13 protein-coding genes are annotated in these 12490 nt (G+C 60.9%); 6 read left to right on the top strand and 7 right to left on the bottom strand.

Translation table 11 applies throughout. The features are described from left to right. Positions 1-56: 56 nt before the first annotated feature. The 4 genes from EI969_RS19975 to EI969_RS19990 all read right to left on the bottom strand — a co-directional run bounded on the left by EI969_RS19975 (position 57) and on the right by EI969_RS19990 (position 3359). On the bottom strand, positions 57-1073 hold the full coding sequence (locus tag EI969_RS19975; protein WP_160389305.1) for an alpha/beta hydrolase: 1017 nt from the start codon (positions 1071-1073) through the stop codon (positions 57-59). A 34-nt stretch (positions 1074-1107) separates the two neighbouring features. Further along, positions 1108-1527: an organic hydroperoxide resistance protein gene (locus tag EI969_RS19980; RefSeq protein WP_046031808.1), complete on the bottom strand. Its 420-nt coding sequence runs from the start codon at positions 1525-1527 to the stop codon at positions 1108-1110. Positions 1528-1873: 346 nt separating this feature from the next. Beyond that, entirely contained in the window at positions 1874-2335 is a 462-nt protein-coding gene (locus EI969_RS19985; RefSeq protein ID WP_160389306.1) for a MarR family winged helix-turn-helix transcriptional regulator, read from the bottom strand. Positions 2336-2402: 67 nt separating this feature from the next. Further along, entirely contained in the window at positions 2403-3359 is a 957-nt protein-coding gene (locus EI969_RS19990; RefSeq protein ID WP_160389307.1) for a LysR family transcriptional regulator, read from the bottom strand. Positions 3360-3469: 110 nt separating this feature from the next. Between EI969_RS19990 and EI969_RS19995 the strand changes: the two genes are divergently transcribed. Next, the gene (locus tag EI969_RS19995) at positions 3470-4219 is read left to right on the top strand and encodes a sulfite exporter TauE/SafE family protein (protein WP_160389308.1); all 750 of its coding nucleotides are present in this window, start codon (positions 3470-3472) and stop codon (positions 4217-4219) included. Here EI969_RS19995 and EI969_RS20000 read toward each other — a convergent pair. Beyond that, positions 4209-5063, bottom strand: a complete 855-nt coding sequence (locus EI969_RS20000) for a LysR substrate-binding domain-containing protein (RefSeq protein WP_160389309.1) — start codon at positions 5061-5063, stop codon at positions 4209-4211. The genes EI969_RS19995 and EI969_RS20000 overlap by 11 nt on opposite strands. 95 nt (positions 5064-5158) lie before the next feature. Here EI969_RS20000 and EI969_RS20005 point away from each other — a divergent pair, with 95 nt between their 5' ends. From EI969_RS20005 to EI969_RS20015, 3 genes are all read left to right on the top strand, one after another. Next, complete coding sequence (locus EI969_RS20005) at positions 5159-5380, top strand: DUF1127 domain-containing protein (RefSeq protein ID WP_150717529.1); 222 nt, start codon at positions 5159-5161, stop codon at positions 5378-5380. Between the two features lie 162 nt (positions 5381-5542). Then, complete coding sequence (locus EI969_RS20010; RefSeq protein WP_160389310.1) at positions 5543-5782, top strand: DUF1127 domain-containing protein; 240 nt, start codon at positions 5543-5545, stop codon at positions 5780-5782. A 67-nt stretch (positions 5783-5849) separates the two neighbouring features. Next, a complete protein-coding gene (locus EI969_RS20015) occupies positions 5850-7079 on the top strand; it encodes a winged helix-turn-helix domain-containing protein (protein WP_160389311.1) in 1230 nt (409 codons plus the stop codon). Positions 7080-7191: 112 nt separating this feature from the next. Here the strand turns inward: EI969_RS20015 and EI969_RS20020 are convergent, their stop codons facing one another. Then, a complete protein-coding gene (locus EI969_RS20020; protein WP_056727104.1) occupies positions 7192-8538 on the bottom strand; it encodes a class II 3-deoxy-7-phosphoheptulonate synthase in 1347 nt (448 codons plus the stop codon). A 150-nt stretch (positions 8539-8688) separates the two neighbouring features. Between EI969_RS20020 and EI969_RS20025 the strand changes: the two genes are divergently transcribed. Continuing rightward, on the top strand, positions 8689-9444 hold the full coding sequence (locus EI969_RS20025; protein ID WP_160389312.1) for a spermidine synthase: 756 nt from the start codon (positions 8689-8691) through the stop codon (positions 9442-9444). A 123-nt stretch (positions 9445-9567) separates the two neighbouring features. Here the strand turns inward: EI969_RS20025 and EI969_RS20030 are convergent, their stop codons facing one another. Continuing rightward, entirely contained in the window at positions 9568-10359 is a 792-nt protein-coding gene (locus EI969_RS20030) for a crotonase/enoyl-CoA hydratase family protein (protein ID WP_160389313.1), read from the bottom strand. A gap of 422 nt (positions 10360-10781) precedes the next feature. Between EI969_RS20030 and EI969_RS20035 the strand changes: the two genes are divergently transcribed. Further along, positions 10782-12455: a DEAD/DEAH box helicase gene (locus EI969_RS20035; protein WP_034150150.1), complete on the top strand. Its 1674-nt coding sequence runs from the start codon at positions 10782-10784 to the stop codon at positions 12453-12455. Positions 12456-12490 lie beyond the last annotated feature (35 nt).

The raw sequence follows: 12490 nt of genomic DNA on the forward strand, positions 1-12490 counted from the left end.
GATGGCGATCTTGAAGACGCCATCGCCAGCAAGCCGGCTCCTACAGGGTGATGGTGTTATTTCTTTAAGTGATGCTTCAGTTCTTCAGACGCTTGTAGCATCGCCGAACGCACCGCCGGCACCTGACTCACCACGTTGAGCAAACCATAGTCGTGGATCATGCCGTTATAGCGAACCGAGGTCACCGGCACACCGGCTTCATCGAGCTTGCGGGCGTAGGCTTCGCCTTCGTCGCGCAACACGTCGGCACCGGCGGTCTGCACCAGCGCTGGAGGCAATCCTTTCAACTGGGCGGTGGTTGCCCGCAGGGGTGAGGCATAAATCTCGTTACGCTGGTTGGCGTCGGTGGTGTAGTTGTCCCAGAACCACTTCATCATGTTTTTGGTGAGGAAGTGCCCTTCGGCGAACTGGTTGTAGGACGCGGTTTCGAAGTTGGCATCAGTCACCGGCCACAACAGCACCTGGAGCTTGATCGCCGGTGAGCCCTTGTCCTTGGCCATCAGCGCGACCACCGCCGCCATGTTGCCGCCGACACTGTTGCCGGCTACCGCCAGGCGCTGGCCATCGACGTTGATTTCCTTGCCGTGCTCGGCCACCCATTTTGTCGCGGCGTAAGCCTGGTTGATCGCCACCGGGTAGTGCGCTTCCGGCGACGGCGTGTAGTTGACGAAGACGGCCGCTGCACCGGAACCCGTCACCAGATCACGCACCAGCCGCTCGTGGGTCGGGAAGTCGCCCAGCACCCAGCCACCGCCGTGGAAGAACATGAACACCGGCAGCTCGCCCTTGACCCCGGCCGGCCGGACGATGGTCAGGCTGATCGGTTGGCCTTCGACTTGAATGGTCTTCTGGCTGACATCGGCTTTTGGCAGCGTCAGCTTCACCCCGGCCTGCGCCCCTACCAGAACGGCGCGGGCTTCGGCGGGCGTCATTTGTTCCATCGGCTTGCCGGTACCGGCGTTCAGAGCGTCGAGGAATGCCTGGGTGTTGTGTTCGACCCCGGTGCCTGCAAACGCGTTGCTGATGGACAGGGCGAGAAGGGTACCGGTCAAGACTTTGCTGAAAGTGTTCATGTTCGTTTCCTGTTCGGGCCTGGGGAGTCAGCGCTTAGACGGTTACGTGCAGACGCACATCGACGTTGCCACGGGTGGCGTTGGAGTACGGGCAGACCTGGTGGGCCGCGTCGACCAGCGCTTGTGCATCGGCCTGTTCAAGACCTGGCAGGCTGATGTGCAGGTCGATATCCAGACCGAAGCCGCCAGGGATCTGGCCGATGCCGACATGGGCAGTGATCGAGGCGTCGTTCGGGATGCTGCGCTTGGTCTGGCTGGCCACAAATTTCAGCGCGCCGATGAAGCAGGCAGAGTAGCCGGCGGCGAACAGTTGCTCGGGGTTGGTGGCTGCCCCACCGGCACCGCCGAGTTCTTTCGGGGTGGCGAGTTTGACGTCGAGGATGTTGTCGCTGGAAACCGCACGACCGTCACGGCCACCGGTGGAAGTTGCGATTGCGGTGTAGAGAGTTTGCATGGTGGAAGCCTCGTTCAGGGTTGGTTTATTTTGCGCTAAATGTTTGCGCGCTAAGTAAGTGCGAGATAAATGTATCTCGCAAATATTTAGTGCGCAAGATAATTTCTCAAAGAAATTTGAAATAGACGAAAAGGCAGCGGGGAGTTTTGGTTGGAAGTGTCGAGCTAGAGCTATCGAGGGGGATTTTCAAGAAAAAGTGGCGAACCCGGCTTTTCGGTCCCACGCAAAACAAATGTGGGAGCGAGCCTGCTCGCGAAGAGGCCGGCACATCCAACAGAGATGTCGACTGACCCACCGCTTTCGCGAGCAGGCTCGCTCCCACAGGGGGGATGTGCTGGCCTTGAAATTACAGGCTGTCTTGCAGGTGCCGACGCAGTTCCTGCAGCTCCGCTTGCAGGTTTTGCAGGCGCTCCAGGGTCATCCCGCTGGCGCCGAGAATGCATTGGGGAACATCCCGGGCTTTGTCGCGCAAGGCCCGGCCCTGTTCGGTGAGTTCGACAATCACCACGCGCTCATCCTCACGACTGCGGGTACGGCTCAGCAGGCCTTCGGCTTCCAGGCGCTTGAGCAGCGGCGTCAATGAGCCGGGATCGGTCAGCAATCGCGTGCTGATTTCGCCTACGGTCAAACCATCCCGTTCCCACAAAACCATCATCGCCAGGTATTGCGGGTAGGTCAGGCCCAGCGCTTGCAGCAAGGGTTTGTAGACCTTGGTCATCATCAGCGAAGTGGAATGCAGGGCGAAGCAGGCCTGATTGTCCAGCAGCAGGTTGTCGCAATTATCCGGGGTGTTGCGCTCGGTGGTCATGTCGAAGCCTTGATCTGTGATCTGAAGAATCTAGCGGGCGAATCTTTAATGCGCCAGATAATTCTGATCAGTGTTGCTGCAAATGGGTTTGCAGCAACAGATCCCAGGGCGGAACCGGGCTGAAGCGGGTTTTCAGGTACTCCAGCAACAAGCGGCTGCGGGAATTGGGTTGTTGTTCCAGGCGCAAGGCATAGATGCCGGTATTTTCCGGTTTCGGCAGGCCTCTGTCGCAGAACAGCGGCAGCAACTCACCGCGCAACAGGTATTCGCTGGCCAGCCAGGTTGGCAGATGCGCAATTCCCAGTCCGGCCAATGCGCCGCATACCAGTGCTTCGGCATTGTTGGCGCTCATGCGGACCCGCGCCGGCCGGTGCAATTGCATTTGTCCGTCGCTCTCGAATCGCCAGGCAAAAAGCGGGGCTAGGCCATCCCAATCGAGTCCGTCATGGTCTGTCAGCTGTGACGGGTCGGTCGGCACGCCGCGGCGGCGCAAATAATCGGGGCTGGCACAGGCGATACGCACCATGCTCGCCAGAGGCGTGGCCACCAGTCGGGTGTCGGCCAATTGTCCGGCGCGCAGCACCAGATCGACCTTGCCGAGGTTCTGGCCCTGCATGTCGACGAAACTGTCGATCAGGTGCAGTTGGACGTCGAGCCCCGGGTAGAGCATGAGGAAATCGGCAATCACCGGCGCCAGGTGCCGACGCCCAAACGCTGCGGGTGCATCGATGCGAATCAGGCCTTCCGGGGCGCTGCTCAGGGACACCGCCTCGGCCCGCGCCAGGCGCAACTCGGCGACGATCCGCCGTGCCCGCTCGGCAAAAGCCAATCCCGCCGGGGTGGCGCGTACCGCGTGAGTGCTGCGGATGAACAATTGGCTGCCGACCGCGTTTTCCAGCCTGTCGATCCGCCGTGCCACGGCCGAAGGGGTCAACGGATGACGGCGTGAGGCGGCGGAAAAACTGCCGGTTTCCAGTACATCAAGGAACAGAGCCAATTGGTCGGTCAGTTGATTGGGGTTCATGGCAGGTAAACGCTTATGCGAAATTGGCACAGCCATTGTGCGTCGCTGTGCGTTTCCGCGCCAGAAGCAACTGCGTAGGATCGATTCCATGAAGTGAGGAGAAATTGGCCGTGATCGACTTTCTGATGTACCTGGTCTTTGGTGCCGCCCTGGGCACGCTTGGCGGTTTGTTTGGAATCGGTGGCGGCCTGATTGCCATTCCGCTGCTGGGCGTGCTGTTCGGGCTCGACCAGCAGATTGCCCAAGGCACAGCGTTGGTGATGGTGGTGCCGAACGTGATGCTGGCGCTGTGGCGCTATCATCAGCGCAACCGGATCGAGCCGCGCCACGCGCTGCCGCTGGCCATCATGGGATTCTGCTTCGCCTGGCTCGGATCGATCTGGGCCGTGGGCATTGATGCGCAAACCATGCGCATAGGCTTTGTCGCGTTCCTGATCGCACTGTCGGCGTACAACCTCGTGCGCATGTTCACCGCCAACGCCCCGGCGGCTTCGCAGATGAACTACTCATGGCCCTGGCTGGGCGTGCTTGGCGCTGCATCCGGCACGATGGGCGGGCTGTTCGGTGTGGGGGGCGCGGTGGTGGCGACACCGGTGCTGACCAGTCTTTTCGGCACCAGCCAAGTGGTTGCGCAGGGGTTGTCGTTGGCGCTGGCCTTGCCGAGTACCGGGGTTACGCTGGTGACCTACGCCGTGCACCATCAGGTCAGCTGGGTGATCGGCCTACCCTTGGCGGTCGGCGGGCTGATGAGCATCAGTTGGGGCGTGAAGGTTGCCCACGCATTGCCGGAGCGATTGTTGCGCGGGCTGTTTTGCGGGTTCCTGGTGTTCTGCGCGGTGATGCTCGCCTTCAAAGTTTGAAGCCTTCAACGATGTGCTCGGCCAGGCACTCGGTGATCGGTGACGGGTTATGCAAATTGCGCACGAGCATGATGCTGGCCTCGGGCAACAACGGCAGATCCTCGGCTTCACCGAGGATGCGCATGTCCGCGGTAATCAGGCTTTCCAGCTGCGCGGTGACGGCCAGGCCGGCACTGACCACTGCCATGATCGCCGACAGGCTGTCACTGTTGTACGCCACCCGGTAATCGCGCCCCTGGGCATCGAGGGCATTGCAGGCCCACAGGCGGCAGAAGCAATCACTGTTGAACATCGCCAGCGGCAGCGGTGTCTGTTCGTGAGCGCTGTAGCATTGCGCCTCGGCCCAGACAAAACGCTCCTTGCGCAACAACTGGCCGATTTCGCTGCCCGGCTCGCGGGTCACGATGGACAGGTCCAGGTCTTGGCGCATCAACAGCTGTTTCGATGATTCGCAGTGCACTTCGATCTGGATCAGCGGGTAGGACTGGGCAAACCGGCGCAGAATCCCCGGGAGGAATCGCATCACGTAATCGTCCGGCGTACCGATGCGCACCGTGCCGACCATGTCGGGCTCGCGCAGGGTATTGAAAACCTCGCTGTGCAACTTGAGGATTCGCCGTGCATAGCCCAGCAAAATCTGGCCTTCGGCGGTCAGTCGCACCTGCCGGCCGTCGCGTTGGAACAACTGGCGCTGCAGTACATCTTCTTCCAGTCGCTTCATCTGCATGCTGACGGCGGACTGAGTGCGGTTGACCAATTCACCTGCACGGGTAAAGCCACCCTGGTCGGCGATCGCGACGAAGGTACGCAGCACTTCGGTATCGATACTCGGGTAGGCGGACATCCATCAATCTCCGAGATGTGTGACATCAGAAACATTCGTTGGATTGATCTTAGACCTGGCGCGAGACTGGGGCCATCCAAACGGAGGGCAACAAGATGAAAGGTCAAAAAGGTTTTGTCGAAGTTGAAAAACACTCCATCCACCTGGTATCGGACCTGCTGCACAAAATCAATCGCTGGTACGAACTGCACCGTGAACGCGAAATGCTGGCGGGCATGAGTGATGAGGCGCTGAAGGACATCGGACTCAGTCGCGCGGACGTTGCACACGAAGCCGAACTGCACTTCTGGCAGGATCCGATGGGGCGCGGAAAGTAAGCCCGGCGGATTGTGGAAATCTCCGGTCACGACCCCGTTATCCTGGCAAAAGCCCGGGCTAAAGGGGTCGGCACCGGCCCGCAACAGATCGTCATAGACCCTGACTGGAGCGTTTTCCCGGACCCATCGAAGATTGCGTCCTCAATTTCGAGGTATGCAGTGATGGAACGAAAAAACATTGCAGGAAGCGTTACGTTACAGGCAGTGGGCGTTGCACTGAGAACGTTCAGGAAACCGCTAACCAACGTGGTCGTGAAACTGCGGCGTTGGCATCAACTGAGCAACGAGCGCGTGGAACTGGCGCGTCTGAGTGATGAGCGTCTGCGCGATATCGGCTTGAGTCGGGCCGATGTGGTACGGGAGGCATCGCGGCCATTCTGGGATGATCCGCTCAAGCGCTGACGCGTCGGCCTTGGCGTTTTTCGCGCCTGCCGCTATGGTGGCGAGAGCCTTGCCGATGAGCCATTGAATGATTGCTTCCCTGAGCTTTTCCATGAAACAGGCCAGGCGCCTGGCGCTGACTGCCCAAGGTTTTACCGGGCGTCAGCCGCCAGTTGCGATCAGGCCTGCCGGGATCAACCGCTTGATCGAGCGCCTGGGTATCTTGCAGATCGACTCGGTCAATGCTTTGGTGCGTTCGCACTACCTTCCGCTGTTTTCCCGCCTCGGCAACTATCCTGCCGATTTGCTCGACCAGGCTGCCTGGAGTCAGGGCCGTCGCCGAACACTCTTTGAATATTGGGGCCATGAAGCCTCGTTGCTGCCTCTTTCCATGTATCCCTTGATGCGTTGGCGGATGCAGCGTGCGAGCCGTGGCGAAGACATCTATCAGCAATTGGCGCGTTTTGGGCGTGAACAGCAAGACACTATTCGTCGGGTGCTGGCGTCGGTCGAGCAGCAGGGCGCATTGGGCGCCGGGAGCCTGTCGACCCGAAAGGAGCGGGCCGGGCCCTGGTGGGACTGGAGCGCGGAGAAGCATGCGCTGGAATGGTTGTTCGCTGCCGGTGAAGTGACCGTTGCCGGCCGGCGCGGATTCGAAAGGCTCTACGATCTGCCGGAGCGCGTGATTCCCTCGGCTGTACTCGCGCACCCCGTCCTGAGTGAAGGCGATGCCCAGCGTGGCCTGTTGCGGCATGCGGCAGCGGCCCTGGGTGTCGGTACGGAGAAGGACTTGCGTGACTATTTCCGTTTGAACCCCGCCGATAGCCGTCCGCGACTGGCTGAACTGGTCGAGGCCGGAGAATTGCTCACTTGCGAAGTCCAGGGCTGGCGACAACCGGCCTATTGTCTGCCGGAGCCAAAAGTGCCACGCAAAGTTGCGGCCAGTGCATTGCTTTCGCCGTTCGATTCGTTGATCTGGGAGCGCAACCGGACTGAGCGACTGTTTGATTTCCGCTATCGGCTGGAGATCTACACGCCGCAGGACAAGCGCGTTTATGGCTATTACGTGCTGCCCTTCCTGCACAACGAACGGATTGCCGCGCGGGTCGATCTGCGTGCCGAGCGGGCCGCCGGACGTTTGGCAGTGCATGCAGTGCATGAAGAGCAAACGGGGCTGGACGACGAGGGGATGCTGGCGTTGGCGGTCAATCTGCGGCAGATGGCGGATTGGTTGGGGTTGGCGCAGGTTCAGTTGAATTGCCCGCGGGCGAGTGCGGCGCGGTTGCGGGTGGCATTCACACAAATTGGTGGTGTTTGATCTGACGCCATCGCGAGCAAGCTCGCTCCCACAGGATCCGCGCCGCACACAAAATCTGTGAGCGACGCGGTCAATGTGGGAGCGAGCTTGCTCGCGATGGCGGCGACGGGATTTAGCGTCGAACCTGCTTCAGTGTCTCGGCAATCAAAAACGCCAGCTCCAGCGACTGATCGGCATTCATCCGCGGGTCGCAATGGGTGTGGTAGCGGTCCGACAAACCGTCCTCGGTAATCGGCCGTGCACCGCCGATGCACTCGGTCACGTTCTGCCCGGTCATTTCGATGTGAATACCACCGGCATAACTGCCTTCGGCTTCGTGCACCTGGAAGAACTGTTTCACCTCGCCAAGGATCTGCGCGAAGTCGCGTGTCTTGTAGCCGCTGCTGGCCTTGATGGTGTTGCCGTGCATCGGGTCGGAACTCCACAGCACTTGCTTGCCTTCGCGCTGGACGGCACGGATCAGTTGCGGCAAATGATCGCCGACCTTATTCGCGCCCATCCGTGCGATCAGGTTCAGGCGACCCGGGTCGTTGTCCGGGTTGAGCACGTCGATCAGGCGAATCAGGTCGTCCGGGTTCATGCTCGGGCCAACCTTGACCCCTATCGGGTTGTTCACCCCACGCAGGAATTCGACGTGGGCGCCGTCCAGCTGTCGGGTGCGGTCGCCGATCCACAGCATGTGCGCCGAGCAGTCGTAGTAATCGTTGGTCAGGCTGTCGCGACGCACAAAAGCTTCTTCGTAGTTCAGCAGCAGTGCTTCGTGGGCGGTGAAGAAGCTGGTCTCGCGCAGTTGTGGCGAAGTGTCCATGCCACAAGCGCGCATGAACGCCAGGGTTTCATCGATGCGGTCGGCCAGGTGGCTGTATTTTTCCGCCAGCGCCGAGTTGGCAATGAAGTCCAGGTTCCACTTGTGCACCTGATGCAGGTCGGCAAAACCGCCCTGGGCGAACGCGCGCAACAGGTTCAGGGTGGCGGTGGACTGGTGGTAGGACTGCAGCAGGCGTTCCGGGTCCGGCACGCGGCTTTTTTCGTCGAAACCGATGCCATTGACGATATCGCCACGGTAGGCGGGCAGGGTCACGCCATCAATGGTTTCGTCGTTGGCCGAGCGCGGCTTGGCGAACTGCCCGGCCATGCGCCCGACCTTGACCACCGGGCAGCCGGCGGCAAACGTCATCACGATGGCCATCTGCAGCAACACCTTGAAGGTGTCGCGGATTTTCGCCGCGGAGAATTCTGCGAAGCTTTCGGCGCAGTCGCCACCCTGCAACAGAAACGCACGGCCCTGGGTCACCTCGGCGAACTGACGGCGCAACTCCCGGGCTTCGCCGGCAAACACCAGCGGCGGATAGCTGGCCAGGGTCTGTTCGACCTGCTGCAAATGCGCGGCGTCGGGGTATCGGGGTTGTTGCTGGATCGGCAGGGCGCGCCAGCTGTCAGGGCTCCAGGGTTGGCTCATCACGGTCTCTAGTGTTTTCGCTCGGACGTCCATGTTATCAGCAAATTAGTGCGTGACCTGTTCCCGTCGCTTCGTCGACAATCTCGCCTTTGCCGCTCTCTACACGCGGTGTTATTGCGTTGCCGGCCCCGGTGACGATCAGGAGATGAAATGACTGAGGAGCGCGTCGAGCATCTGCTCGCCGAGGTGCAGGACGAGTTCGGCGTGATTCGTGTGCTGGAAGTGGCCGATTACCGTTTTCTCGAGTTCGGTGATGCCATCGAGCAAAGCTGCGTGTTCACGGCCGATCCGAGCTGGCTCGAATACGACTACACCCGGGCGATGCTGATCGGTGCGCTGTGCCATGAACAACCGGACAGCGCACTGTTTCTCGGCCTCGGCGCCGGGACGCTGACCCAGGCCTGCCTCAAGTTCCTGCCGCTGGAAGATGTCGAAGCCATCGAACTGCGCCCGGACGTGCCGCGCCTGGCCATCGAATACCTTGGGCTGGATGACGATCCGCGCCTGTACATCCGCGTTGGCGATGCGCTGGAGTTGCTGGATACCGCGGAATCGGCCGACCTGATTTTCGTCGACCTTTATACCGATGTCGGCCCGGGTGTCGGGCATCTGGCCTGGAGTTTCCTGGAAAACTGCCAGAAGCGATTGAATCCTGGGGGCTGGCTGGTCATCAATCAGTGGGCTACCGACGATGGCAAACCCCTGGGTGCCGCCTTGTTGCGCGGGTTGTATCACCGCCATTACTGGGAACTGCCGGTGAAGGAGGGCAACGTGATCCTGATCGTGCCCTCGGAGCTGGATCAGGATCTGGACATGGACGGGCTGATCACCCGCGCCGAAGCGCTGGCTCCGCGGTTGGGGTATTCGCTGGATTCGTTGATCAAGTGCATTCGTCCGGCTACCTGATTAATTGATCGTCTGGACGGGCCCCTTCGCGGGCAAGCCCGCTCCCACAGTGGATCTTCGGTGTCCACAAGACCCTGTGGGAGCGGGCTTGCCCGCGATGGCTTTCTAACGGGCAATGCAGAGTTAAAGCCCTTTGAAGACCCCCGGCCGCCGCTCCACCATCGACCGCACACCTTCCTTGACGTCCTCGCTGGCCATCAATTTCTTGACCAGCAGCGGCAACGCCTGTGCCGCTGCGGTTTCTCCTTCATAGCGAGCCTGTCGCGCGGACATCAGTGTCGCCTGTACCCCAAGCGGGGCCTGGCGGGCGATTCGTTCTGCCAGTTCAACCGCCCGGGGCAGCAAGTCCTCGCTGGCCATGACCTCCTGCACCAGCCCCAGGTGCAAGGCGTCGCGGGCGTCGAACTCATCACCGGTCAACAACCAGCGCATGGCGTTGCCCCAGCCGGCGACCTGATGCAGGCGCAGGGTGGCGCCGCCGAACGGGAAGATCCCGCGTTGCACTTCCATCTGCGCGAACCGGGTGTTGCTGGCGCACAGGTTGATGTCGGCGGCCAGCATCAGCTCGATGCCGATGGTCAGGCAATATCCCTGGGCGGCGACGATCACCGGTTTGCTGACCCTGGGACCGGCGAACACCCCCCACGGATCACAGCCGCCAGGAGGGACCTGCCAGCCTTCGGCGAGTGTGGCGCTGGCATTGACCAGGTCGAGCCCGGCGGTAAAGTGCTCGCCATGCGCGAACACCACCGCCACCCGCGCTTCGCTGTCGGCTTCGAACTCGCCATAGGCCAGGCTCAAGGCGTTGAGCAGGTCGAGATCGAAGGCGTTGCGCTTGGCTACCCGATCCAGGCCGATCAGGAACACATGACCACGCCGTTCGCGGCTGACTCGACTGGAACTGGGCTGATTCATGGAGCGATCCTCGGGGTGGGAAAGGCGTGCGGGACCTGCGGTCTGCACGGCAAAGGGTGAACCGTTTTAGCGCCGTCACCCGCCAAGCCGGGCCTTTGAAAAATAGACGGCTGACCGATTATTCGCAAAGCCTGTGACACAACGGTGTATCCGGTGGATTTCCGATAAAAAAAGCTCCCTTTTTGGGCGAATTCCGGTATAGTGCGCGCCGGCCTTTAGCCGGGCCGCGTTTAGGTAGAGCAATTCCCCGAAGTCAGCTTCGGCTGCATGTCCGTACTGCGGACTCTCCCTTGACGATTCTTTTCATTCATTCGTTTTCGCAAATCCCCGCCGACAAAGCTGCCAGGGCGACTCTTGAGTCTCAACACGGCACGCGCAGCTTTGGAGCATGGGTCTTTGCGGATGCACTTAGAGGCAGACCCATGACCCAGGAAACCGGCGGCTTCGCCGCTTTTAATCTTAATCCGAATATTCTTGCAGCCGTCACCGCGACTGGCTACGAAGAGCCATCGGCTATTCAGCAGCAATCGATCCCGATCATCATGGCCGGTCACGACATGATTGGTCAGGCGCAAACCGGTACGGGTAAAACCGCTGCGTTCGCCCTGCCGATCCTGCATCGCATCGATCCTGCTAAGCGCGAGCCGCAAGCCCTGATCCTGGCCCCAACTCGTGAGTTGGCGCTACAAGTTGCAACCGCTTTCGAAACCTACGCCAAGCAAATGCCGGGCGTAACTGTTGTGGCTGTCTACGGCGGCGCGCCGATGGGCCCACAATTGAAAGCAATCCGTAATGGCGCACAGATCGTTGTCGCCACTCCGGGCCGTCTGTGCGACCACCTGCGTCGTGACGAAAAAGTACTGGCGACCGTGAACCACCTGGTTCTCGACGAAGCTGACGAAATGCTCAAACTGGGCTTCATGGACGACCTGGAAGTTATCTTCAAGGCTCTGCCTGCCACCCGTCAGACCGTATTGTTCTCGGCCACCTTGCCGCAGTCGATCCGTGCCATTGCCGAACGCCACCTGCGCGATCCGCAACACGTGAAGATCCAGACCAAGACCCAGACCGTTACCGCGATCGAGCAGGCTCACCTGCTGGTTCACGCTGACCAGAAGACTTCGGCCGTTCTCAGCTTGCTGGAAGTGGAAGATTTCGACGCCCTGATCATGTTCGTGCGCACCAAGCAAGCGACCCTGGACCTGGCCAGTGCCCTGGAAGCCAAAGGCTACAAAGCCGCTGCGCTGAACGGTGACATCGCCCAGAACCAGCGTGAGCGCGTGATCGACTCCCTCAAGGATGGCCGTCTGGACATCGTTGTGGCGACCGACGTTGCTGCTCGTGGCCTGGACGTTCCGCGCATCACTCACGTATTCAACGTTGACATGCCGTACGACCCAGAGTCCTACGTTCACCGTATCGGCCGTACCGGCCGTGCCGGTCGCGAAGGTCGTGCACTGCTGCTGGTGACTCCGCGTGAGCGCCGCATGCTGCAAGTGATCGAGCGTGTAACCGGTCAGAAAGTTGCTGAAGTTCGCCTGCCGGACGCTCAAGCCGTTCTGGATGCGCGCATCAAGAAACTGACCAACAGCCTGTCGCCGCTGGTGGCCGAGGCCGAATCGACTCACGGTGATCTGCTCGATCGCCTGACCGCCGACATCGGTTGCAGCCCGCGTGCCCTGGCCGCAGCCCTGCTGCGCAAGGCAACCAACGGTCAAGCGCTGAACCTGGCCGCTATCGAGAAAGAGCGTCCACTGGTGCCGAACAACGCACCGCGTGGCGATCGTCCAGAGCGTTCCGGTGATCGTCCTGAGCGTGGTGACCGCGAGCGTCGTGCTCCGATGCCACTGGGCGAAGGCCGTGCACGTTGCCGTACCGCGCTGGGCGCGCGTGACGGTATCGCTGCCAAGAACCTGCTGGGCGCCATCCTCAACGAAGGTGGTCTGGCCCGTGAAGCGATCGGTCGCATCCAGGTGCGTGACAGCTTCAGCCTCGTCGAGCTGCCGGAAGACGGTCTCGAGAAGTTGCTGACCAAGCTGAAGGACACTCGCGTTGCCGGCAAGCAGTTGAAGCTGCGTCGCTACCGCGAAGATTGATCCGCTCTCGAGCTGATTGATCGAACATGAAAAAT

Source organism: Pseudomonas sp. PB101 (assembly GCF_009764265.1).
In the GTDB taxonomy this organism is placed as follows: Bacteria; Pseudomonadota; Gammaproteobacteria; order Pseudomonadales; family Pseudomonadaceae; genus Aquipseudomonas.

Excerpts from the sequence above, each read along its gene's own strand:
- EI969_RS19975 (WP_160389305.1), bottom strand. The coding sequence starts at position 1,073 with ATGAACACTTTCAGCAAAGTCTTGACCGGTACCCTTCTCGCCCTGTCC.
- EI969_RS20030 (WP_160389313.1), bottom strand. The coding sequence starts at position 10,359 with ATGAATCAGCCCAGTTCCAGTCGAGTCAGCCGCGAACGGCGTGGTCAT.
- EI969_RS20005 (WP_150717529.1), top strand. The coding sequence starts at position 5,159 with ATGAAAGGTCAAAAAGGTTTTGTCGAAGTTGAAAAACACTCCATCCAC.
- EI969_RS20025 (WP_160389312.1), top strand. The coding sequence starts at position 8,689 with ATGACTGAGGAGCGCGTCGAGCATCTGCTCGCCGAGGTGCAGGACGAG.
- EI969_RS20015 (WP_160389311.1), top strand. The coding sequence starts at position 5,850 with ATGATTGCTTCCCTGAGCTTTTCCATGAAACAGGCCAGGCGCCTGGCG.
- EI969_RS19985 (WP_160389306.1), bottom strand. The coding sequence starts at position 2,335 with ATGACCACCGAGCGCAACACCCCGGATAATTGCGACAACCTGCTGCTG.
- EI969_RS20035 (WP_034150150.1), top strand. The coding sequence starts at position 10,782 with ATGACCCAGGAAACCGGCGGCTTCGCCGCTTTTAATCTTAATCCGAAT.
- EI969_RS20010 (WP_160389310.1), top strand. The coding sequence starts at position 5,543 with ATGGAACGAAAAAACATTGCAGGAAGCGTTACGTTACAGGCAGTGGGC.
- EI969_RS20000 (WP_160389309.1), bottom strand. The coding sequence starts at position 5,063 with ATGTCCGCCTACCCGAGTATCGATACCGAAGTGCTGCGTACCTTCGTC.
- EI969_RS19980 (WP_046031808.1), bottom strand. The coding sequence starts at position 1,527 with ATGCAAACTCTCTACACCGCAATCGCAACTTCCACCGGTGGCCGTGAC.
- EI969_RS19990 (WP_160389307.1), bottom strand. The coding sequence starts at position 3,359 with ATGAACCCCAATCAACTGACCGACCAATTGGCTCTGTTCCTTGATGTA.
- EI969_RS20020 (WP_056727104.1), bottom strand. The coding sequence starts at position 8,538 with ATGAGCCAACCCTGGAGCCCTGACAGCTGGCGCGCCCTGCCGATCCAG.